Source organism: Posidoniimonas polymericola, from assembly GCF_007859935.1.
Classification (GTDB): domain Bacteria; phylum Planctomycetota; class Planctomycetia; order Pirellulales; family Lacipirellulaceae; genus Posidoniimonas; species Posidoniimonas polymericola.
Map to the genome: position 1 here is coordinate 517,992 of NZ_SJPO01000001.1, position 21,363 is coordinate 539,354.

A 21,363-nucleotide genomic window follows, 5' to 3' on the forward strand; every position below is an offset into this window, starting at 1 on the left:
GTCGAAAAACGGGGACTAGCTCGGTGCGTCGAGCCGGTTGGATCCCACGCCGGGGGAGCGCAAGCGTCGTGCCTGTCCCCCTTTTTCGACCCCACTTGCAGGCATCGGAAACGGGGACAGGCACTCGACCGCAGCAGCGTCAGAACGCAGCCAATGCGATCTCGTGCGGTCGAGAGCTAGTCCCCGATTCCTGCCCAACCCAGCAGGTTCGTGCCGACGCCCCTACCTCGGTCGTTGCCGCTCGTCTACTGCTCGCGAGCCATCTGGAGGAAGAGGTCGTAGCGGGCCTGCATCTCGCGCAGGCTGTCGCCTCCAAATTTATCGACCAATGCGACGGCAATCTCGAAGGCAACCACATTCTCGACAATGACGCTAGCAGCGGACACCGCGCAGACGTCGGATCGCTCGTAACTTGCCTCCTGCGGCTCTTTTGTCTCAAGATTGACGCTGCCGAGCGGCTTCGCAAGGGTGCTGATCGGCTTCTTGGCGGCGCGGATCACCAGCGGCTGGCCGTTGGTCATGCCCCCCTCGAGCCCACCGGCATTGTTCCGCGGCCGGGTGAAGCCGAGGTTCGGCGTGTCGCGCTGCGCGGGGTCGTACTCGATCGGGTCGTGCACCTCGGAGCCGGGCAGCCGGGCCGCCTCGAAGCCCAGGCCGATCTCGACCCCCTTGATTGCTTGCACCGCCATCACCGCCTGCGCGAGGCGGCCGTCGAGCTTGCGGTCCCACTGCGCGTGGGTCCCCAGGCCGAACGGCAGACCCTCGACGCGGACCTCCATGATGCCGCCGAGCGTGTCACCCGCCTTGCGGGTCTTGTCGATGAGGGTCTTGAAGGCGGCGTCCTGCGCCGGGTTGAGCGAGTAGATGATGCTGCTGTCGCGCAGCTCGCGGAGCTTGTCGATCGGGCCGGTCACCGGGTCGATCTTCTCGCCGCCGAGTTCGACGACGTAGCCAACCACCTCGATGCCGAACTGCGAGAGCAGCTGCTTTGCCAAACCGCCCGCGGCGACGCGGACCGCGGTCTCGCGGGCCGACGAGCGCTCGAGGATCGGCCGGATGCCGCCCAGGTGCTTGATGCTTCCGGTCAGGTCGGCGTGTCCCGGCCGGGGGCGGGGCAGGTCCTCGAGCCGCTCGAGCTTGTAGTCGCGGTTGGGGACCTCGAGCACGATCGGCGAGCCGAGCGACTCGCCCTTCCAGATGCCGGTGCGGACCTGCACCTGGTCGGTCTCGATCCGCTGCCGCCCGCCACGCCCGTAGCCCCCTTGGCGGCGGCGGAGCTCGTTGTTGATCGGCTCGGGGTCGATCTTCACCCCAGCGGGGAAGCCATCGACTAGCGCAATGAGCGTCTGCCCGTGGGATTCGCCGGCGGTCCAGTAGCGTAGCATTGCAGGGTAGGGGAGCGGGTTCAGCGGGTTGGTGAGAAACATTCAGTTTACTTAGCGGGGCCGGTTTCGACTATCGGGAGCGGTTTTTGCCTGTTTTTTCAGCGGTCTGTCCCGTTGACGCCGCATGCCCAGTAGCCGATGGATTACATCCATCGGAGGCCCCGGGTAAGACTCGCAGGCTATAGTGTCGTTTTCGGTGCTTATCCGCAGGATGCAATCTGGCCCCTCCGGAGAAGCGTGCGTGCCCTGCTATTTGTTCACTTACCACGCTTACGGCTCGTGGATGCCAGACCGCGAAGACGGGTACGTTCGCCGCCGGCGAGGAGTCCTGCCGCCGGATCTCGGCATGGCGGACCAATATCGGACGAACGCCAGCGAAGACGCGGCAGACTTCTACGCTCCTGAGCAACGCACAATTATCGAGGCCGTGCTTGACGCGGCGCCGTTCATTCAAGTTGAGGTTCATTCGATCGCGACAGAGGCGACGCATTTTCATGTGCTTGCAAGCTGGAGATCTGAGCGGGATCGCATCGGTGTTTCGAATAGCCTGCGCGGCCGAGTCCGGCGTGAACTGAGATTGCATTTTTCGGCGCGTCGTTGGCTTGCCCGAGACGCTTCGCGCCGCCAGGTGAAAGATCGGCAACACTTTGAGTACTTAGTGCAAACCTACCTTCCTAGACACCGGGGCCTGAAGTGGGACCGAAAACTTGGAATCTACGAGTAGCTGGTGTCAGCATGCAATACACGGCGGCGATTAAGTATTCTGAAGTGGAGTTGTTCAGCATAGAAACCGACCTGGTGATTCTCCGACGGATGTAATCCGTCGGCTATTGTGGTGATCTGTAGCGATGGAAGCCGAACAACCCTTCAACCCTTACGCGTCGCCAACGGCCGAAGAAGCCCCCAGCGAGGTCGAGCAGCTGAAGGACAAGCGGCTGATCATCTTGCCTCCTGTGTGCGAGCTGCCGCGGCGGTGCGTATTCTGCAACCAGCCCGCCACCAAGTCGCACCGGCTGCGGTACCGCTGGTGGCTCTACTTCTGGGGCGTGTTCAGCATCTCGATCAAGTGGTACGCCTGTGAGTTGCATGATGTCCAGGTGCGGCGTCAGCAGCGTTCGTGGTGGAATTGGTTGGTCTGGTTCGCGGGCTTCATCGTGGTCGCGAATGGGATCGACTATCTGCCAGCGGGCGTTAGTGGTTTTCTAGGCGCCTATGGGTTCGGTGTGGCGATCGCGCTCGTTCTGGTGGCACACTACTGGTCGCGACGCAGAGAACACGAAGTGCTCACCCTCCCGACGGTCGACCGCGCGGAACCCGACGCGGTCGCCTTTAAGCACGCCGGCCGACCGTTCCTTGACAGCCTGGCCGACGGGGCCGAGGGGTACCTGGTGGTCGATAAAATCCCATAGGTCTTGGCGATGAACGAAAACCCGTACGCGTCGCCAACGGCCGAGGAGCAGCCCGACGTTCTGCCCTCCAAGGACATCAAGGACGACCGGCTGCTGGTGACCCCGCCCATGTGCTCGCTGCCGCCGCGGTGTGTGTACTGCAACGCCGCCGCGGGGGACTCTCGCCCGACTGCCGGGTACTGGTGGTTCTCTTGGTCCGGACTCCGACGCGCCAAGGTGCAGTGGTTCACTTGCCAGGCCCACAAGCGTCAGCTCAATCGGCAGGCATGGCCGGGCCTTGCGATTGGTATTGCCTACCCTGCAATCTTCCTCGCGTCCGCGCTGCACGACTACATTCTTGGTGAGGAAGATTGGTTGGAACGCGTGCCGAAGGTTTTCATGCCCGTCTTCATCTTGACGATGGTGATTGCCTCACTGCTATCCCTCTGGCTGACGAAAGGTTATCTGAAGCTCCCGAAGGTGGTCCGCGTGAAAAACGGCTCCGCCTACCTCAAACACGCCGGCCGGCCGTTCCTCGACAGCCTGACCGACGGCGCCGAGGGGTTCCGGGTTGTGCATAAGTTGCCGTCGTAGTTGCTCGCCATCGCGATGCGCGCCGCGTTTGACTCGTAGCCCCCGGCTCTGCCGGGGGACGACTTACTAGGCTGGCCTGCCTATCATGCGATCCCCGGCAGAGCCGGGGGCTACGGGCGTATACTGGGATCGAATGATTCTCTTGTTCGCTGCTGAGTTGAGATTGTGACCGAATCCGCCGACCACAACCCGTACGCGTCGCCCCTGGCAGAGGACGAGCCTGGCGATCCGCCCGTGTGGGACGCCTTCAGTCGCAACGGGTTGGTCGTCACGGCGCCCAAGTCAGAACTGCCTGCGAGGTGCTTCGTGTGCAACCAGCCCGCGACCCGCCGGCATCGGATGCGGCGCGACGGCTGGGTCACGATGAAAGGGTTGGTCTCCGTTTCTCTGCTCTGGTACTACTGCGACACGCACCACAAGCGTCAGTGGATCCGCCGGCTGTCACTTCCGGCGACGGCCCTGCTCATCCTACTGCTGCTGCAGATGGGGCCTGTGGTGACGCTGGCAATCCAGGCGGGGAATGTGGGCCTAGTAATATCACTGGCCGTCGCGATCGTTTTGTTAGTTTCGACGCTCTACGGCATCCGCTTGGCAGGGGAGTGGATTGGCGGCCGGCCAACCATTGTCGAAGTGACTCCCGCACGTGTGAAAGTGAAGGGCGCCGGAGCAGCCTTCCTGGCGAGCATCCACCGCCCCGCTTGACCACCGACCCCGATCAATAGCCGGCGAGCTACGTCTCGGCGGATCTCTCTTAGCGGGGCAAACTCTGCTCTCGTGGGGGAGCATCCGCCGACGCGTAGGTCGCCGGCTATTTTGGGGAATCTCCACTTGTGTTTGCCCGTGACTATGCTAGGGCCATGCCCTGTTTTCTCTTCACCTACCACGCCTACGGCACGTGGCTGCCGGATCGGAGCGAAGGGTACGTTCAACGCAAGCGAGGTTTGCTTTTTCAGGATGTTGAAATGGGTCGCATCTACAGACACGCCATGACGGCTGACGCCGTCGTCTTCGATGGCGAACGCCAACTCGTTGCAATTGAGGCCGTGCTGAACGCCGCCCGGTGTGTTGATCTCACCGCTCATTCGATCGCCACTGAAACGACGCACGTCCACGCCCTCGTGAGCTGGGCCAGCGAACAACGCACTTGGCTGCAGAACCGCTCGAGCGTCAAGAAGGCAATCACGCTAGCCCTGCAGCAAGGCTCTGACCGCAAGCAGTGGCTTTCTGACAGCGCGTCGCGCAAGCAAGTCAAAGACCGCAATCATTTCGCGCACCTGCTGCATAACTATCTGCCGTCGCACCGTGGCTGGAAGTGGGACGAACAAAAGGGGCGCTATCAGTAACCGGTCAGCGATTCCCATAGCCGGCGAGCTACTCCTCGGCGGATCTCTCTTAGCGGGGCAAAATCTGCTTTCGTGGGGGAGCAACCGCCGACGCGTAGGTCGCCGACTATTGTCTTGCTACTCAAACTCCTCCCCAGTCAGCTGCTCATAAGCCTCGATGTACTTGGCCCGCGTGCCGGCGACCACTTCTGCTGGCAGTTCGGGGGGCTCGCTGTTCTTGTCCCAAGTGGTCGAGCTCAGCCAGTCGCGCACGTACTGCTTGTCGAACGACTTCTGGCCGCGCCCCGGCTCGTACTGGTCGGCGGGCCAGAAGCGGCTCGAGTCGGGGGTCATGACCTCGTCGATCAGGATCACCTGGCCGCCCTGCTGGCCGAACTCGAACTTGGTGTCCGCGATCAGGATGCCACGCTCGGCGGCGTACTCGGCGCCGAGCGTGTAGATCTCGAGGCTCTTCCGACGCAGTTCTTCTGCTAGCTCGGTGCCGAGGTCGGCGACCATCCGCTCGAACGGCACGTTCTCGTCGTGCCCCTCGTCGGCCTTGGTGGCGGGCGTGAAGATCGGCTCGGGCAGCTTGTCGCTCTCTTGCAGGCCGGGCGGCAGCTGGACGCCGCAAACCGTGCCGGACTGCTGGTACTCCTTCCAGCCGGAGCCCGACAGGTAGCCGCGGACCACGCACTCGAACGGCACCACCTGTGACTTGCGGCACAGCATCGTGCGGCCCGCCAGCCGCGAGCGGTCGATATCGTCGGGCAGCTGCATCTGGTCGACGTCGGCGGTGATCAGGTGGTGCGGGATGCCGACGCGGTCGAACCAGAACACGCTGGTCTGGGTGAGCACGCGGCCCTTGTCGGGGATGCCAGTTGGCAGCACCCAGTCGTAGGCGCTGAGGCGGTCGGTGGCGATCAGCAGCACGCGGTCGCCCAGGTCCCCGTTTCCAAGGTCCCCGTCTCCCAGGTCATAGACGTCCCGCACCTTGCCCCGTCGGACGGGCCAGTGCGGGAGGTCGGTGGTCAGCAGGCAGTCGGCGGGCATAGCGATCGGTCGAATTGCGTGGGTGGGATTTGCGGGCCGGTGGGGCGTGCGGAGTATACCGCGGGGCCGGGGGGGCCGCCCAGCGTCGGCGATTGGCGGGCAAGAACGGTTGTTGCCGCCGTAGCCGCAACCTAGAATCAATGTTTGGACGCGGCTGACGGGCGTCCGACACCAGCGTCCAACTACTCTTGGGCCGCGTTGGGGGCAAGCGTTGGTCGTAGGCAATTTCTGAGGCGTCCATGGCGATCCCGGCATCTCATCTCCCTCGGCTGCTGGGCAACCCGCCCCGCGGAGGACGCGGCGCCGCCGACCGCGTGGGGAGCACGCCATGGGACTGATGCGGCTGAACGTCCGCTGCCCCGAACGCATCGCGGACCCCGACCTCAAACGCGTGTACCTCGCCGGACCCGACGACCTGCCGTACCACGGCCGGGCGCACCTCGCCGGCGACATGCTGCACATCGAACGTCGCGAGGACGCCTCGGGCGCGCTGTGCGTCCCCTGGGTGCTCGACGAGCACGGCGTGTGGATGATCAACACCACCACGCTGATGGAGCGCGAACGCCCCTACCAGCTCGAGGTCGAGCTCGCCCGCGGCATCGTGTTCCGCGTCCGCAACCAGCTGGCCGCCTGGCAGATGCTCGGGCTCAAGGCGCCCGAGGACCTGACCAACCTGATCTCCGAGGCGACCACCGCCTTCAGCCGCTCGGCGGTGATGCAGGCCGACCCGCCGGCCGCGGTCGCGAAGGCGATCGAGGCGATCTCGCTCGGCGCCGCCGCGTCGCTCCGCCTGGCGGACGTCTACGCCGAGCAGGCGCTGTCGGTCCGCACCGCCAACGGCGCCCGCCTGCCGACGCTGCTCGGCGTCCGCATGGCCGCGCCCCCCGACCCCGGCAAGGGGCTCGGCTACGGCGAGCAGCTCGACCCGTTCAGCATTATCTCGATCCCCAGCGGCTGGAAGGACGTCGAGCCGACCGAGGCCAAACGCGAATGGTCCCCCATCGACGACACCGTCAAGTGGGCCCAGGAAAACCGCCGCCGGGTCAGCCTCGGGCCGCTGCTAGAGTTCTGTGATTCGCGCGTCCCCGAGTGGGCCTACCTGTTCGAGGGCGAGGGCGACACACTCGCCTCGCTTATGCTGGGTCACGTCGAGGCGTGCGTCAAACGCTACCGCGGCCGCGTCAACCTGTGGAACGTCGCCGGCCGGGTCAACCGCAGCCGCGTGCTCGGCCTGACCGACGAGCAACGCCTGCAGCTGGTCGCCCGCGCGGTCCGGCGGGTCCGCGAGCTCGACCCCGGCACGCCGGTCACCGTCTGCTTCGACCAGCCGTGGGGCGAGTCGCTCGCCTCGGAGTCGGCCGACCTGGCCGCCATCGAGTTCGCCGACGCGCTCGAGCGGGCGGACCTCGGCATCGCCGGCTTCGGCGTCGAGCTGAACATCGGCTACCTCCCCAACGGCACCACCCCCCGCAGCCCGTTGGCGTACAGCCAGCTGCTCGACAACTGGAGCCTGCGGCTCGAGCTGCCGCTGCTGGTGATGCTGACGCTCCCCAGCGGCGCCGGCCCCGACCCCAAGGCGGTCAGCAAGGTCAAGGCCTTGCAAGCCAGCGGCAACCCAGACGCCCCGCCATTCCCGTCCCCCGATTCGCAGGCCGAGTGGATCCAGTCGTGCCTGCCGGTGTTCCTGGCGAAGAACTGCGTGCAGGTCGTGATCTACAATCAGCTCCGCGACGACGTCCCGCACGAGCTGCCCCACGGCGGCCTGGTCGACGCCGCCGGCGTCGCCAAGCCGGCCGCCGCCGCCCTGGCCGAACTTCGCGGCCAGTATCTGGCTTAGCTGTACCTGGCGTAGCTGGGGAGCCGGTGTGCTGCTCCATCGGCTGTCACCGATGGCTCTCTATTCCAGATTCTGGAATGCAGCGGTGACTTTTTTCCCTGCTGTCGACATCGGTTTATAGGGACAAAAGTCGGGCCCTGTGTGCGCCGCGCGTCTCGCTAAGTTGTTTGCCGGCTACACGTAATGAGATGCCGCACGCTTGTCACCAGGCGACTTTTGTCCGTTGTTGCGCACTCGTGGGGACAAATCTCCGCAGCTGGTCGTTTAGCGCCGCCGGCGCGCACACCCTGGGGAATGGCGTCGATCCTGTATTGGAACGGACGGGGTGGCTCTTTTCGACAACCAAGTGGCGAGACTCTGAGAACCCTGCTGGCCGCAGAAATGGCAGGCTCGGCCGGCGGTCGGTTGCAAACTTCTCGTCCTCCGCACTTTTTGCTTCCGCTCGGGGCGCCGCGGCGCGTAGGCTGATGGGACTCATGGCTTATCTCTTCGGAACAGGAGCTCCAGGCGTGAAGAATCGCACCGGCCTTTTCTTCTCAGCGACCGCGGTCCTCGTGCTGTCTGCTGGGAACCTCGCGGCGCAGTTCCCGACGCCGACCTACGGCTGGAACCTCGGCAACACGCTCGAGCCCCCGAGTGGCGAGGGGTCGTGGGCCCCGGCCGCGACTCAGCAGATGATCAACGCGGCAGCCGACGCCGGGTTCAACACCATCCGCCTGCCGGTGGCGTGGGACAGCCACGCCAACCAATCAACCCACCAGATCAACGCCGCCTGGATGACGCGGGTCAAGGAGGTGGTCGACTGGTGCATCGACGCCGACCTAACCGTGGTGCTCAACACGCACTGGGACGGCGGCTGGCTAGAGAACAACATCGGCGCCGCGGTCAACCCGACCATCGACGCCAAGATGGCCAGCTACTGGACGCAGATCGCCACCACGTTTGCCGACTACGACGAGCGGCTGTTGTTCGCCGCGGCCAACGAGCCCAATGTCGACAACGCGGCGCAGATGACCACGCTGACCCACTACTACCAGACCTTCGTCGACGCGGTGCGGGGGCAGGGGGGGGCCAACGCCGACCGCTGGCTGGTCGTGCAGGGTCCGCGGACCGACATCAGCAAGACCGACCAGCTCATGAACACCCTCCCCACTGACCCGACCGAGGGCCGGCTGGCGATCGAGGTCCACTACTACGACCCGTGGCAGTTCGCCGGCCTTGATCAGGACGAGAACTGGGGCGACATGTTCTACTTCTGGGGCGAGGAACACCGCTCGACCACGCTGCCCGGCCGCAACGCCACCCACAGCCAGGAGGCCCACCTGGCGGCGCAGTTCCAGAAGATGAACGCCAAGTTCGTCAGCCAGGGCGTGCCGGTGATCCTCGGCGAGTTCAGCGCCATGAACCGTACCGGCAACCCCGACCTCGTGGGCGAGGAGCTCGAGCTGCACCTCGCCGCGCGCGAGGCGTACCACAAGCTGATCGTCGACACGGCCAACAGCCTCGGCATCGCGCCGTTCTACTGGGACAACGGCCACACCGGGGCCAACGGCTCGGGGATCTTCAACCGCGTCGCCGCCACGGTCTTCGACCAGCGGACCGTCGCGGCCGTGACCGGCGGCCCCGGCCTGGCGGGCGACTTCAACGCCGATGGCCGGGTCAACGCGGCCGACTACACGCTGTGGCGGGACAACGCCGGCTCGGCCAACGACTACTTCGCCTGGTGGGGCAACTACGGCGCCGCGGCCGCGGCGCCCGGCGACGCGTCGGTCGTCCCCGAGGCGCACGCGCAGGCCGCGCTGGCGGTGCTCGCCAGCGTAGGCAGCGTCTGGCGGATGCTCACCACGCGGTCCGCTGGGCGGTAGCGGAGAAGCCTCTACCAGGCCTCTGCTTCTTGTGCCTTTTTGTGGCCATTTGATAGAGCCACGAAAAGGCACAAAGGGCACAAAAACTGGCGGTTAGGCTGTGTGTTCGCGTGCTTCGCGGCCTCGCTGCACTGACGTTTTTTGCTTTCTCGAGATCGCTTGTAAGAAACTGCGGTCCGCAGGCAACTAGTAGGGTGTTCTGCCCACGTGCCTGACCCTTGAGAGGCCGGCGCGGTAGGAGCTTTCATCACACACTCGAGTTTGAGTCCACGCGAACGCGGATGCACGACCGGGAGCGGGAAGAGCGACTGAACGACTGGCTGAACCGCCACGAGGGCCTATTGGTCAAGGTCGCCCGCTCGTTTACACGGACGTCGCACGACCAGGACGACCTGATCCAGGAGATCAGCTTCCAGCTGTGGAAGTCGATCCCCGGCTACCAGCCGAGAGTTGCCGAGTCGACCTGGGTGTACCGGGTCGCGTTCTACACGGCGATTAACTGGTCGCGTAAGGAGCGGTCGCGTGAAGAACGCGTCCGCGAACTCCGCGACAAGCCGCCGCCGAACGAGCGATCGGGGCCGCCCGACCAGCGGCTGGAGTGGCTGTACGACCAGATCGCCCGGATGGAGCCCATCGACCGCTCGCTCACGCTGCTGGTGCTCGACGGGCGCAGCTACCGCGAAATGTCCGAGACGCTCGGCATTTCCGAGAGCAATGTCGGGGTCCGGATCAACCGCCTCAAGAAGCGGCTCACAAATCAACTGGAACGAGGGGACGATCATGAGCTTTGACGACGTGCAGGCGATCTGGGATTCACAACAACCCGCCGGGGACCGACTTGATCGGGACGCGCTGACGCAGTGCATCAAGGCGGACAGCCGTTCGCTGATGCGGATCGTTGGAGCGACCGAGATGGTGATGACGCTCACGCTGTTGTTCATGGCGGCGATGTTCATGCGCGACCCGCTGCTCCAGGGGCACGACCGTGTGCTGCTGGTCGCCGCCTTCGCCTGCCTGGCGGCGGCGGCCTACGTGTGGACCGGCCGCGTGGCCCGCAAGAAGCGGGAGGTCCGCTACGACGCGTCGCTCTTGGGGATGGTCGAGCGGTCGATCGCCGCGATCGACTACCAGATCGCCCGCATGCGGGGCTTCCTGTGGTGCTTCGGGGCCCCGACCAGCCTCGGCCTGTTGATCGGGCTGCTGATCGTCGACGACTCGAAACGCTACCTGTTCTACTGGGTTTTCATCCCGGCCTACTGCCTCTGCATGGGCCTGACCTGGCTGCAGATCGGGCGCGAGATCCGCACCAAGACGCAGCCCGAGCGGCGGCGGCTCGCGCAGCTGCGCGACCAGCTCATCGAAGGGTGACCTCAGACGCCGGACCGCCAGGAGCCCCGACATTTCTCGTGCCTCTTCGTGCCTTTTTGTGGCCATTTGATTGAGCGACGAAAAGGCACAAAGAGCACGAAAAGTTGGTGTGAAAAGCGAAGTTGCACGCGGACAGGTGTCCGACCGTCTGTCCGCGATTGGGCCTACTCGATCCGTGCCTGCTCGATCTCCTCGATTGCCAGGTAGGCCGACGCGATGCTGTTGCCGGCCAGGCTGCGGCGGTTCCGCTCGGCGTTGGGGGAATCGGACTTCAGCATGCGCAGGTACCACCAGACCGATACCGCGAAGCCAACCACGCCCACGGCCAGCGACGGGTACAGCGAGTACGGGTGCAGCACGTCGTCGAAGCCGAGCGACACGGCCACCGGGATCCACATCAGCCACCAGATGAACCCGATCAAGACGCCCGCCCGCAGGTACGCCGAGCGCACGCTGTCGAGTTTGGCGCGGATGTCGGCGATCGGCTTGGAGTAGTCGATCCGCTTGATGCGGGTGCAGACCAAGAGCCCCTGCGAGATCACCACCACGCCGTACACGTGCAGCAGCACGCCGTTGAACACGCGGTGCGGCACATTCGTGTTGCGGGCCCAGCACTGGGCGCCGATGGCGATGAAGGCGATGCCTATGAGCACCTGCACCAGCTGCCAGCGGAATAGCGGCCGCAGCGACTGCTCGATCCGCTCCATCAGCCGCCGCCGCGTCAGCAGCATGCGGCCGGCCAGTTCCTGCTCGGCCAAACTTGGGGAGGCGGTGCTCGGCGAGCCGGCGGCGGGCGACTCGTAGTCGACGGTCGCGACGGGGTCGGGGCGACGGGTCGACACGATGGTCTGGACGTCGGTTTTGATCTGGCTGGCGTGCTGGTAGCGGCGCTGCGGCTCCTTCTCCAGCGTGCGGAGCACGACCTCGTCGAGTCGCACGTCGATCTGCACCTTCTGGGACGGCGCGGCGAAGCGGCCGATCGGCAGCTCGCCGGTCAGCATCTCGTAGAACACCACGCCCAGCGAGTAGATGTCCGCCCGGTGGTCGACGCCGCGGGCGCCCTCGAGCTGCTCGGGCGCCATGTACCGCGGCGTGCCCATCACCTGGTGCGTGCCGGTGAGCGTCTCCTCCGGCGCGTCGGCGCCCAGGATCCGCGACAGGCCGAAGTCGGCGATCTTCACGACCCCGTCGGCCGAGATCAGGATGTTCTCCGGCTTGATGTCGCGGTGCACCACGCCCTTGTCGTGCGCGTACTGCAGCGCGTCGCACAGGTGCGGCACGATCGCCAGCGCGTGCTCGGGCGACAGCCCGCCGGACCGGACCACCTCGCGGAGCGTCGAGCCGTCGACGTACTCCATCAGGAAGTAGTAGGTGTCGCCGGCGTGGCCGAACTCGTACACCGACACGATGTTCGGGTGGGTGAGCTTGGCGAGCGTCCGCGCCTCGCGGGTGAACCGCAGCGCGAACTTGACGTCGTGCCCGAACTCCTCGGGCAGGATCTTCAACGCCACCAGCCGGTCGAGCCCCGGCTGCCGGGCCTGGTACACCGCGCCCATGCCGCCGGCGCCGATCAGCCGCACGATCTCGAGCGCCGGGAACAGCTCTGCCACCCGCGCGACCGAGGGGGGCTCGAACGCACCGCCGTGGGCCCGCGCCGCTTGCTCTCCGGCGGGCAGGACCTCGCGGAGGGCGTCGTCGATGGCGGCCGCCGCCTCGGGGAACCGCGGGAGGTAGTCCTCGGCGGTGGGCGCCTCGCCGCGGCGGCGGCGGTAGTCGACCTCCAGCACGATCAGCTCGGCCAGCAGCACCTCGCGCTCGTCGGCCGGGGAGTCGGCGGTCGTAGAGTCGGCCGGCAGGGAGGCCTCGATCGGCCGCGGCTCGCCTGCCTGCCACGCCCGCTCGAAGTCGGCGCAGAGGTCATCGATCCGCTCGAGGGAGGCGATCGGGAGTTTCTTCTGGCGGATGCTCATCATTCTCGACCAATTCTTGCTGGCATTTTTCTCGGATCAGGTGCAGGCGGCGTTCGACCGTCCGCTCGGAACAGCCGAGTTTTGCGGCGATTTCGGCGTTGGTGTGCCCCGCTAACTTGGCAACCGCCAATTCCTGGAGCTGCCCGACACCCAGATGAGAAAAAAGTTGCTCCACCGCTTCCTGCAGCATCAGGACCATCTCGGGCGAGGGCTCGTCGCCGATCGCCTCGATGACCAGCGAGTCGTCCCCGGCGGGCCCATCCCGTGGCCCATCGAGCGAGTGGACCTGCACGCCGCCGCCCCGCCGCTGCCGCTGGTCGTGCCGGTGCTTGTCGACCACCTTGCGGGCCGCCATCCGCAGCAGCAGCCGCCACAGGTCGTCGCGGTCGGCCAGGTCGGGGAAGCGGCCTGCCTCGGCCGCCCGGTAGAAGCTGTCGAAGACGCTCAGCACGATGTCCTCTTCGTCCGACACCGCGGCGTTCTGACCCCGCAGCCGACTGCGCACCGCCCGCACCAGCCGATCAAAGTAGTGCCGCCAGAGCCGCGACGCCGCGGCCGAGTCGCCCGCCTTCACCAGGTCGATCCAGTGACTGACATCAGACGAGCGGGGCATTAGCGGGGGCGGGCACGATGGGGCCCGGAGAGGAGCTGCGGGGCGGTTTGCCTTATGGTAGCACAACGGGGCGCCGCGGAGACGGCCCGAATGGGAGACTATGCCTTCCTACGTGGGCCGGGTACTGTTTACCGCTATACTTCTTGGATCGAGTTAATCCAATTTCGCAGTAGGCGTAGGTAGAGGAATGTCATGATCAGACTGGCCCTCATTGGACTCGCGCTCTTGTGTGTGTCATGCAACGGTGACCCTGCAGAGCGACGCGCCGCTTCAGTCGAACCAGCGATCGACAGGACCGGCAAGGCCATATACGCGGAATTCAAGTCGACAATTGGCCAAGACAATGTCGTGAGGCCTACGCCGTTGTATCGGGAGGTTGCAGAAGATGACTCGTATTGGGAGTCTGAAACAGGATTCAACCTGTACCGGAAAGTAATGATCGAACTGAGTGATGCAGACGGTGTGTGGCTGAATTTCTTGCACTGGCAAGCGCCGAAGATCAGTGGTCTGCAGGAAGCGATTAAAGATGGTATGGCGGCGTACGTATCCGAGGGGCAAACGCGAGCCTATGTCGCTGACCTGTACGAGCATGTTCCTGTTGAGGAACGAGACCTGTCGTACATGTTCTATGCGGCATTTGCTGACTCTCACTGTGGTGTGCGCCGTAACCTTCTGTATCAGATTCCAACGGATAGACTCAACTCAAATCAAATGGCTTGTCTCTTGAACAAGGCGAATGACGAAGATGAGTGGTACTTCGCTCGCATAGGAGCAGCGTGGGCCTTGGCCGCAGCAGGCAATGAATCTGGGGTGCTCTGGGCGCAATCGCAGAAAGAAATAATGGAGAACAAGGAGCATCAGCAGCTACTGGATCAAGTTCTTCAAGCGGCTGAAAGTCGTGCTAATCTGTCGCGATAACGGTCGCCAGCGATGACTCGGACAGGACTGATATGAATCCCATCCGTGCTGTGTGGCGGGCTTGCGTTTGCTCCACGGGTTTGGCCAGCCATGCGACCCGTAGCCCCCCGCTCTGCGGGGGAATCTTGTTGGCCCACGGTTGAACGTCGGTGACGCTATCCCCCGGCAGAGCCGGGGGCTACGAGCTTTTCCGCTAGGCTGCCGCTACGGTGGGTTTCGACTAGAATGTCATTGCGTGCCGCCGGTTCCTGAAAGGGCCAAACTGCCCGCCGCGTAGGCGTTGGATCCTTCTTCCCGACTGATTGATTGTTCCATGGTCCGTCGCCTCACCTTCGCAGCGCTCTCCATATGCGCTGTGATCGTAGTCAGCGAGTGGGGCCTCTTTGGCGGCGAATACCCACCCTGGCTGCTGGTCGGGCTGGTGCTCGGCCTGTGGTTCTTGTTCTTCCGTTGGTGCAGCGAAGGCAGGTTCTCCGACTTGCTCGCCGGCGTGGAGCACGAGGCCCCGGAGATTGCCTGGCCGGATCGCCGGCAGGTGGTGAGCGCCACCGTGCTGGGCATCGCGTTCATCGCGGCTGGCGCCGTTGCTCTGGCGTGCTTCGACTCCCTGGTGTCTCTGGGGCTGAGTTGGAATCACGGTTAGCCCGCCTCAGCGCCGATACTGCTCATCCGTTACGTGCTCTAGCCACTCGACCACCTTGCCGTCCTGGGCCTCCTGCACGGCGATGTGCGTCATCGCCACGGTCGGGCAGGCGCCGTGCCAGTGCTTCACGCCGGGCGGGAACCACACGACATCGCCGGGGCGGATCTCTTCGATCGGGCCGCCCTCGCACTGCGCCCAGCCGACCCCGGCCGTGACGATCAGCGTCTGGCCGAGGGGGTGCGTGTGCCAGGCGGTGCGGGCGCCGGGCTCGAAGGTCACGGTGGCGGCCGCCGCGCGGGCCGGCTCGGGCGATTGGAACAGCGGGTCGATCCGCGTCGTGCCGGTGAACCAGTCGGCGGGGCCGGGGGTCGAGGGCTGGGATCCTAGGCGGGTGATCTGCATGGTGGTCTCCGTTGGCTGGGTTTGGCGCCGCGAGCGAAACCGAGTCAGACTTCACGGAGCGACGACGCCTACAAGAGCCCGTCGCAGCTCGGCCGCGAGTACCGCCGGCAGCACGGCGCAGCAGCGTCTTCAAGCACCTACGTTGTCAACGCACAGTAAACGCCAAGCACCGCAAGCAGGATAATCGCGACACGGACCCCAATCATTCGGCGGAAAAGATTGGCCGAAAAGATCGTTCCCATGGACAGGAACAACAGTCCGGCCGTCACCATGTTCGATTGAGTTCGCAACGCGCCTCCGACAAGCAACAGCGCCGAACCAAGAAGCATCCCTACTCCCACAAGCTGTACGGCCAGCGGTCTTTCCCGCGACCCTAGAGCTTGCGTGTCAACTAGGTCGCCAGTGCCGGCAGTTCGTCGCAACATGGGTATTTCCAGAGTTTGCAGAGAATTAGGGGTAACGTCGAAGGGTATTCGCTTGCGCACTTCGGATCTTGGCCAATTCGACCGAGCAATTTATCGCCGGCCGGCACTCACAACCCAATACTCTTCGGCGGGTACTTCTTAAACGTCGCGCCGTGGGCCTTGAGCTTGCCGCTGACGGTCGCCATCCATGGGTCGAGGCGGTGGCCCACGGTCATCTCTTCCTTGGGGTCGAGGTACAGGTTGAAGAACCACGGCGCGAGGCCGACGTCGCGCACCGTGGCGAGGTCGATGTGCATGTGCGGCGCCTCGGCGATGACCACCTTCACGTGCGCCTTGTACTCCTTCATGCGGCACGCCATCAGCTCCTTACCCCACCAGAAGTAGACCGTTTCTCGCTTCGACTGGCCGTCGTCGGCCAGCAGGAACGAAGCCTGGTCGATGTAGTCGTAGTAGCGGTCGCCGGGCAGCTTATCGGAAGCCACGCCCGCCAGGTTCAGGCCGACGCCGAACAGGTCCATCAAGTCGAACAGCCCGTCGGACACGCGGCCGGCGGGGATCACCCCCGGCCACGAGGCGACGCCCGGCACGCGGACGCCCCCCTCCCAGGTCGTGCCCTTGGCGCCGCGGAACGGCGTGTAGCCGGCGTCGGGCCAGGCGTCCATCTGCGGGCCGTTGTCGGAGGTGAAGAAGATCAGCGTGTTCTCGCGCACGCCGGCCTGGTCGAGCGCCGCGACGATCGCGCCGACCTGCGCGTCGACCTCGCGGATGCTGTCCTTGTACGGGTACTTGGCTTCGCTCCGGCCGGCGTGGTCGGGGTGCGGGAAGTTGTCGCAGTGGACCTTCATGAAGCAGTGCTCGATGAAGAACGGCTGGTCGCCGGCGGCGAGCTCCTTGATCCGCTTGATCGTGAAGTCGGTGAGCGTCTGGTCGGCGGCGGCCATGTCGTCGGTCGACTCAATGGCCGCAAGCTCTTCGGTCGGGCCGCCCTTGCGGCCGTGGGTGAGCCGGTCGGACGGTCCGACCGCTTCGAACGCGGCCAGGCGTTCGGGGTTCAGCACCAGACCGGGAAAGCGGCGGTCGTCGACGCGCTGCGAGATCTCCTTCTGCGCCGGGTAATAGCCGTAGTACTCGTCGAAGCCAACATCGTGCGGGCGCATGCCCTCGGACTCGCCGACGTGCCACTTGCCGGTCAGCAGCGTGAAGTAGCCGGCGTCGCTCAGCAGGGCGGGCAGGCTGACCTCGTCGGCCCACGGGTTGGCGGTGATCTTGTCGCCCGCCAGGATGGGACGCACCAGGCCGGTGCGGACCGGCAGACGGCCGGTGAGGACTGCCGAACGGGTTGGCGTGCAGGTCTGCTGGGCGTAGCACGACGTCAGCCGCAGGCCCGAGGCCGCCAACTGGTCGATGTTGGGCGTCGACGCGCCGACCGTGGCTCCGCCGCCGTAGCAGCCAGGGTCGCCGTACCCCAGGTCGTCGACCACCAGCCAGACGATGTTGGGCCGCCGGCCGGTCTTCGCCTGGAGGCGCGCTAGCTTGGCCGCCACCGCCTGGTCCTGCTGCGGACGGGGGATGGCGGCCTCGAAGTTCTCGGCGGTCTGGACCGAGCGGTCGAACCGCGGCGGCTGCTCGGCCGACGCGGCGGGCAAGCAGCAGAGCAAGAGCAGCAGAGTCGTGAGGCGTTTCATGGGAAGCGATGCTCGGCAGTGGGATTCAGGGCAGGGCGGCGACCGTCCATTGTAGCCCGGATTGCCGCAGGGCGACTATTCATTGGAGGCTCTGCGCACGGGGTTGTTGTCCCCTGCCTGGCGGCCGGTAGAATCGCTTGGCGACCAAGCCCCCGCACGCGCGCGACCCACCCGAGGCGTCATCCGATGCGAAGAGAGCCACACACGGCCATCACGCGGCGTCGATGCCTGCTGCGTTGCGTGGCGGGGGCCAGTTCACTTGTTCTGGCCAGGGGAGGCCCGCACGTGCTTGCAGCAGCCGAGGGCGGAGTCGTTGTCGATTTCGGCGCCGACGGCGAGGACCTGTTCGCGTACCTCCACCGCACCGCGGGCGGCTTCGACCTCGCCGCGTACCGCCGGCTGCTCGGCGCGGGCAACGAGTTCAAGGAGGGCGACCAGTCCGAAGGGGTCGCCGCGGCCGACGACGCGTCCCGCGCGGCGGCCCGGGAACTGCTCGCCAACACCCGGATCGGCGACCTCGAGCGGCAACCAGTCTTCACCGACGCGCAGTCGGACTACATTGCCCAGGCGGTGGACCCCGAGGCCGCTCGCAAGCTGGCGGGCTGGACGGTGGGCCGGCTCAAGGCGTTCCTGCTGGAGTCGAGCGAAGAGCAGATCAAGCAGATCATGCCCGGCCTGTCGAGCGACGCCATCGCGTGCGTCGTGAAGCTCTGCACAAATGACCAACTGATTGCGATTGGCGGCAAGGTATTCAACCCGCTGCCGGGCTCGAAGGTCGGCGCGCGGGGGTACATGGGCGCGCGGATCCAGCCGAACTCGCCGACCGACCACCCCGAGGACATCCGCTGGCAGGTGTTCGACGGCTTCGCGTACGCCGTGGGCGATGTCGTGCTGGGGACCAACCCGGTGTCGAGCGAGGTCGAGTCGGTCGCGCGGGTCGAGCAGGTGCTGGCCGATATCCTAGAAACATTCGGCATCGAGGACGTGCTGCCGCACTGCGTGCTCGCCCACATCGACGTGCAGGCTGAAGTGGAACAGCAACACCCGGGCACGACCGGCGAGTGGTTCCAGAGTCTGGCCGGCGTCGAGGACGCCGCGCGGACGTTCGACATCAGCGTCGACAAAATGGTGCGCCACGCCCAGAGCCGCGACGGACGCTTTGCCCTCTACTTCGAGACCGGCCAGGGCGCCGACGCGACCAATGGGCACGGAAAGGGCTTCGACATGGTCCTGCACGAGTCGCGCAAGTACGGCCTCGCCCGGGCGCTGCGGCAGGAGGCCGGTCGTGCGCAGCAGCGCGCCGGCCGCGCGGCGGCGCCGTGGGTCCACGTGAACGACGTCGCCGGGTTCATCGGGCCCGAGGTGTTCCGCAACCGCGAGCAGCTGGTGCGGTGCTGCCTGGAAGACATCGTGATGGGCAAGCTGCACGGCCTGACCATCGGCCTGGACGTCTGCTCAACGCTGCACATGGAGGTCGACCTCGACGACCTCGACTGGTGCGTCGACCAGATCATGCCGGCCTGCCCGGCGTACCTGATGGCGCTGCCGACCAAGAACGACCCGATGCTGAGCTACCTCACCACCGCGTTCCAGGACCACGTGCGGGTGCGGGAGAAGTTCGGCTACAAGGTCGACGACCAAATGTGGCGGTTCTTCCAAAGCCTCGGCGTTATCGACAACCAGGGCCAACCGACCAAACACTTCGGCGACCCCGCCTGGGTCTACCTGCAGTACCGACGCAAGCAAGGCGACTCTCGCGCCGAAGCGGAGATCCTGGCCGAGGCCCGCGAGCAGATGGCCAACGTCCGCGGCCGCGGGGTGTTGCTGGCCGAGGGCTACGGCGGCCACCCGTGGGAGCTGGCGCCCGAGCTCGACCGCCGCGTCCGCACGCTGTACGAGGACTCGAAGCAGTGCATCTGGGCCGAGCTCAGCGCTCCGTTTGCCGCCGCCGTGCCGCACGCCGTGCCGATCCGCTCGCAGACCGAGGACCGTGCGGACTACATCCTCCACCCGCCCGCCGGCGAGGTGCTCGACGACGCGTCGCTGCAGACCGTGCGGCGGCTCCGTGACCGGCGTTCCGGCGACGGGCGTTCGGAAAGCGGCCGTCCCGCCGAATACGACGTGCAGCTGGTGATCTCCGACGGGCTGAACGCCTTGTCGCTGATGGACAAGGATCACCTCGCGCCGTACCTGACGGAGGTTCGTCAGCAGCTTAGCGAGGCCGGCTACCGGCCCGCGCCGGAGAACCTGCTGCTCACCGGCGGCCGGGTGCGCGCGGGGTACCGGATTGGCGAGGAGCTGTTCGGCTCGCTGCCAGCAAGCAAAGATGCGCGGGCCGTTCTGCACGTTATCGGCGAGCGGCCCGGCTCGGGCCACCACGCGTTCTCGGTGTACATCACGGGCCAACCGGCGGGCGCCTGGGCCAAGCCCGGCGTGACCGACCACAACGTGACGCGGGTCGTCTCGGGTATCGCCGACACGGCCTTGCCGCCTGCGACGGCCGCGGCCGACACCGTGCGGATCCTCAAACAGCTGGCGCCGCTCGGTTAGTCGCGACGCTACGCGGCCGCCAGCTCGACGCGCAGCTAGTCCGAGTTTTCGAGCAGCAGAATCACGCGATATGGTCGAAAAGGAACCGCCACCCCTTGTCGTTTGGAGTGGCCCACTCTATCGCGGCGGTTTTCGGCCAGCAGTGCATTGCAGCCAATGGGTAGTGCATGCAACCGTACGCCTAAACGGCGCTTAATTTTCTTGACTGGGCGATCAGCAACCGCTACAACGCGATGCACTGCGTGCGCCTGCTAGTGAACTGGTGGGTCTCAGACGTGTCCTCTGAAGGACCGCCAATGCGATTCCATTGGGAAAACCGGCCACAACGGGGATTTACTCTCGTTGAGTTGCTTGTGGTTATCGCGATCATTGGGGTTCTCGTCGCGTTGCTGCTGCCCGCGGTTCAATCGGCACGCGAGGCTGCCCGGCGGACGCAGTGCATCAACCAGCTCAAGCAGCTCTCGCTTGGAGCGCTGAACCACGAGTCGGCGCACAAGATACTTCCCTCGGGTGGCTGGGGCTACAAGTGGACCGGCGATCCCGACCGCGGGGTCGGGGAAACTCAACCCGGAGGGTGGCCTTTCGCGCTGCTCGATTACCTGGAGGAGCCGGGCGTGGCGTCGGTCGGCAAGGGGATGCCTGAGTCCGAGAAGCAGGCCGCGCTGTTGAGGCAAAAAACACAGCCAATCGCGATGTTCTACTGCCCGAGCCGACACGCCGTTGGCCTAGGGTACGGACCAGAATCCTCACACAACTCCGATCAGCCGGCGGACAGCCTGGTGGCGAAGTCCGATTACGCCGCGAACGGCGGCAACCAGTTGCCCGGGCAGGGGGGCGCCAATGTCACGAGTGGGCCGGCGAAGTCGTGCCTGGTCGACTACCCTGCCTGCCCCGGTCTGGCGTCGCGCGCCGAGGCGTTCAAGAGCAACGGGCCAGTCGTTGCGCGGTACGGCGTGGCGCTCCGCCGGATCACCGATGGCACGTCCAAGACGCTATTGTTCGGGGAACGCTGGCTGCACACAACGCTGCATGATCTGAACCACGGAGTGTTCGTGGGGTACGACAACAACTCGATGTACCAGGGGTACGACTGGGACACCGTGCGGTGGGCGAGTTCACAAGTAAACAGCAACGGCGAGGCGCTCGGCATGCCGTGGCCGGATCAGCAGGGCGAAACCGGAGTCCGGGGCCCGTTGCCGTCGAGCACCTTCAGGTTTGGTTCCGTGCACTCCGGCGGGCTGAACGCGTCGCGTGTCGATGGATCGGTCAGCAGCGTGAGCTTCGATGTCGACCCCGAAGTCTGGAACTCGCTAGGCGGCGGTAATGACGCCTAGCGTCGGTCCGA

The 21,363-nt window shown here is 65.6% G+C and carries 19 protein-coding genes; 13 read left to right on the forward strand and 6 right to left on the reverse strand.

Features of this window, described 5'->3' with window-relative positions; all coding sequences use genetic code 11:
• Positions 1-245 precede the first annotated feature (245 nt).
• Entirely contained in the window at positions 246-1,427 is a 1,182-nt protein-coding gene (gene aroC / locus Pla123a_RS02125) for a chorismate synthase (protein ID WP_231956298.1), read from the reverse strand.
• A gap of 241 nt (positions 1,428-1,668) precedes the next feature.
• Here aroC and Pla123a_RS02130 point away from each other — a divergent pair, with 241 nt between their 5' ends.
• The 5 genes from Pla123a_RS02130 (at position 1,669) to Pla123a_RS02150 (ending at position 4,710) form a co-directional block, all read left to right on the forward strand.
• Positions 1,669-2,109, forward strand: a complete 441-nt coding sequence (locus Pla123a_RS02130; RefSeq protein ID WP_146583875.1) for a hypothetical protein — start codon at positions 1,669-1,671, stop codon at positions 2,107-2,109.
• Positions 2,110-2,233: 124 nt separating this feature from the next.
• Positions 2,234-2,794, forward strand: a complete 561-nt coding sequence (locus Pla123a_RS02135; RefSeq protein ID WP_146583876.1) for a hypothetical protein — start codon at positions 2,234-2,236, stop codon at positions 2,792-2,794.
• A gap of 9 nt (positions 2,795-2,803) precedes the next feature.
• Complete coding sequence (locus Pla123a_RS02140) at positions 2,804-3,367, forward strand: hypothetical protein (protein WP_146583877.1); 564 nt, start codon at positions 2,804-2,806, stop codon at positions 3,365-3,367.
• 165 nt (positions 3,368-3,532) lie between these two features.
• Complete coding sequence (locus Pla123a_RS02145) at positions 3,533-4,069, forward strand: hypothetical protein (RefSeq protein ID WP_146583878.1); 537 nt, start codon at positions 3,533-3,535, stop codon at positions 4,067-4,069.
• A 155-nt stretch (positions 4,070-4,224) separates the two neighbouring features.
• Positions 4,225-4,710, forward strand: a complete 486-nt coding sequence (locus Pla123a_RS02150; RefSeq protein WP_146583879.1) for a hypothetical protein — start codon at positions 4,225-4,227, stop codon at positions 4,708-4,710.
• Positions 4,711-4,827: 117 nt separating this feature from the next.
• On the opposite strand, the gene Pla123a_RS02155 is transcribed toward Pla123a_RS02150, so the two are convergent.
• The gene (locus tag Pla123a_RS02155) at positions 4,828-5,742 is read right to left on the reverse strand and encodes a phosphoribosylaminoimidazolesuccinocarboxamide synthase (protein WP_146583880.1); all 915 of its coding nucleotides are present in this window, start codon (positions 5,740-5,742) and stop codon (positions 4,828-4,830) included.
• 328 nt (positions 5,743-6,070) lie between these two features.
• Between Pla123a_RS02155 and Pla123a_RS02160 the strand changes: the two genes are divergently transcribed.
• From Pla123a_RS02160 to Pla123a_RS02175, 4 genes are all read left to right on the forward strand, one after another.
• Positions 6,071-7,579: a hypothetical protein gene (locus Pla123a_RS02160; RefSeq protein ID WP_146583881.1), complete on the forward strand. Its 1,509-nt coding sequence runs from the start codon at positions 6,071-6,073 to the stop codon at positions 7,577-7,579.
• A gap of 509 nt (positions 7,580-8,088) precedes the next feature.
• Entirely contained in the window at positions 8,089-9,444 is a 1,356-nt protein-coding gene (locus tag Pla123a_RS02165) for a glycoside hydrolase family 5 protein (RefSeq protein WP_197527596.1), read from the forward strand.
• Between the two features lie 281 nt (positions 9,445-9,725).
• Positions 9,726-10,235, forward strand: coding sequence for an RNA polymerase sigma factor (locus tag Pla123a_RS02170; RefSeq protein WP_146583883.1), 510 nt, complete (start codon positions 9,726-9,728; stop codon positions 10,233-10,235).
• Positions 10,225-10,812 carry a hypothetical protein gene (locus Pla123a_RS02175; protein WP_146583884.1) on the forward strand — a complete coding sequence of 196 codons (588 nt, stop codon included), beginning with the start codon at positions 10,225-10,227 and terminating at the stop codon, positions 10,810-10,812. The genes Pla123a_RS02170 and Pla123a_RS02175 overlap by 11 nt, the downstream gene beginning before the upstream one ends.
• A 164-nt stretch (positions 10,813-10,976) precedes the next feature.
• On the opposite strand, the gene Pla123a_RS02180 is transcribed toward Pla123a_RS02175, so the two are convergent.
• The gene (locus tag Pla123a_RS02180) at positions 10,977-12,782 is read right to left on the reverse strand and encodes a serine/threonine-protein kinase (RefSeq protein WP_146584258.1); all 1,806 of its coding nucleotides are present in this window, start codon (positions 12,780-12,782) and stop codon (positions 10,977-10,979) included.
• Complete coding sequence (locus tag Pla123a_RS02185) at positions 12,730-13,395, reverse strand: ECF-type sigma factor (protein ID WP_146583885.1); 666 nt, start codon at positions 13,393-13,395, stop codon at positions 12,730-12,732. Before Pla123a_RS02185 ends, Pla123a_RS02180 begins: the two co-directional genes overlap by 53 nt.
• Before the next feature lie 192 nt (positions 13,396-13,587).
• Between Pla123a_RS02185 and Pla123a_RS02190 the strand changes: the two genes are divergently transcribed.
• Both Pla123a_RS02190 and Pla123a_RS02195 read left to right on the forward strand, forming a co-directional pair.
• Positions 13,588-14,313, forward strand: coding sequence for a hypothetical protein (locus Pla123a_RS02190; RefSeq protein WP_146583886.1), 726 nt, complete (start codon positions 13,588-13,590; stop codon positions 14,311-14,313).
• Between the two features lie 313 nt (positions 14,314-14,626).
• The gene (locus Pla123a_RS02195) at positions 14,627-14,956 is read left to right on the forward strand and encodes a preprotein translocase subunit SecE (RefSeq protein ID WP_146583887.1); all 330 of its coding nucleotides are present in this window, start codon (positions 14,627-14,629) and stop codon (positions 14,954-14,956) included.
• A 6-nt stretch (positions 14,957-14,962) separates the two neighbouring features.
• On the opposite strand, the gene Pla123a_RS02200 is transcribed toward Pla123a_RS02195, so the two are convergent.
• Both Pla123a_RS02200 and Pla123a_RS02205 read right to left on the reverse strand, forming a co-directional pair.
• Positions 14,963-15,358 carry a (R)-mandelonitrile lyase gene (locus tag Pla123a_RS02200; protein WP_146583888.1) on the reverse strand — a complete coding sequence of 132 codons (396 nt, stop codon included), beginning with the start codon at positions 15,356-15,358 and terminating at the stop codon, positions 14,963-14,965.
• A 532-nt stretch (positions 15,359-15,890) separates the two neighbouring features.
• Entirely contained in the window at positions 15,891-17,468 is a 1,578-nt protein-coding gene (locus Pla123a_RS02205) for an arylsulfatase (RefSeq protein WP_146583889.1), read from the reverse strand.
• 285 nt (positions 17,469-17,753) lie between these two features.
• Between Pla123a_RS02205 and eutB the strand changes: the two genes are divergently transcribed.
• Together eutB and Pla123a_RS02215 are read left to right on the forward strand one after the other, a co-directional pair.
• Positions 17,754-20,018, forward strand: coding sequence for an ethanolamine ammonia-lyase subunit EutB (eutB, locus tag Pla123a_RS02210; protein ID WP_197527598.1), 2,265 nt, complete (start codon positions 17,754-17,756; stop codon positions 20,016-20,018).
• Between the two features lie 296 nt (positions 20,019-20,314).
• A complete protein-coding gene (locus Pla123a_RS02215; RefSeq protein WP_261342737.1) occupies positions 20,315-21,352 on the forward strand; it encodes a DUF1559 domain-containing protein in 1,038 nt (345 codons plus the stop codon).
• Positions 21,353-21,363: the final 11 nt, after the last annotated feature.

Coding starts and splice junctions, on each gene's coding strand:
- aroC (WP_231956298.1), bottom strand. CDS start 1,427: ATGTTTCTCACCAACCCGCTGAACCCGCTCCCCTACCCTGCAATGCTA.
- Pla123a_RS02130 (WP_146583875.1), top strand. CDS start 1,669: ATGCCAGACCGCGAAGACGGGTACGTTCGCCGCCGGCGAGGAGTCCTG.
- Pla123a_RS02135 (WP_146583876.1), top strand. CDS start 2,234: ATGGAAGCCGAACAACCCTTCAACCCTTACGCGTCGCCAACGGCCGAA.
- Pla123a_RS02140 (WP_146583877.1), top strand. CDS start 2,804: ATGAACGAAAACCCGTACGCGTCGCCAACGGCCGAGGAGCAGCCCGAC.
- Pla123a_RS02150 (WP_146583879.1), top strand. CDS start 4,225: ATGCCCTGTTTTCTCTTCACCTACCACGCCTACGGCACGTGGCTGCCG.
- Pla123a_RS02155 (WP_146583880.1), bottom strand. CDS start 5,742: ATGCCCGCCGACTGCCTGCTGACCACCGACCTCCCGCACTGGCCCGTC.
- Pla123a_RS02160 (WP_146583881.1), top strand. CDS start 6,071: ATGGGACTGATGCGGCTGAACGTCCGCTGCCCCGAACGCATCGCGGAC.
- Pla123a_RS02170 (WP_146583883.1), top strand. CDS start 9,726: ATGCACGACCGGGAGCGGGAAGAGCGACTGAACGACTGGCTGAACCGC.
- Pla123a_RS02175 (WP_146583884.1), top strand. CDS start 10,225: ATGAGCTTTGACGACGTGCAGGCGATCTGGGATTCACAACAACCCGCC.
- Pla123a_RS02180 (WP_146584258.1), bottom strand. CDS start 12,782: ATGAGCATCCGCCAGAAGAAACTCCCGATCGCCTCCCTCGAGCGGATC.
- Pla123a_RS02185 (WP_146583885.1), bottom strand. CDS start 13,395: ATGCCCCGCTCGTCTGATGTCAGTCACTGGATCGACCTGGTGAAGGCG.
- Pla123a_RS02190 (WP_146583886.1), top strand. CDS start 13,588: ATGATCAGACTGGCCCTCATTGGACTCGCGCTCTTGTGTGTGTCATGC.
- Pla123a_RS02195 (WP_146583887.1), top strand. CDS start 14,627: ATGGTCCGTCGCCTCACCTTCGCAGCGCTCTCCATATGCGCTGTGATC.
- Pla123a_RS02200 (WP_146583888.1), bottom strand. CDS start 15,358: ATGCAGATCACCCGCCTAGGATCCCAGCCCTCGACCCCCGGCCCCGCC.
- Pla123a_RS02205 (WP_146583889.1), bottom strand. CDS start 17,468: ATGAAACGCCTCACGACTCTGCTGCTCTTGCTCTGCTGCTTGCCCGCC.
- Pla123a_RS02215 (WP_261342737.1), top strand. CDS start 20,315: ATGCGATTCCATTGGGAAAACCGGCCACAACGGGGATTTACTCTCGTT.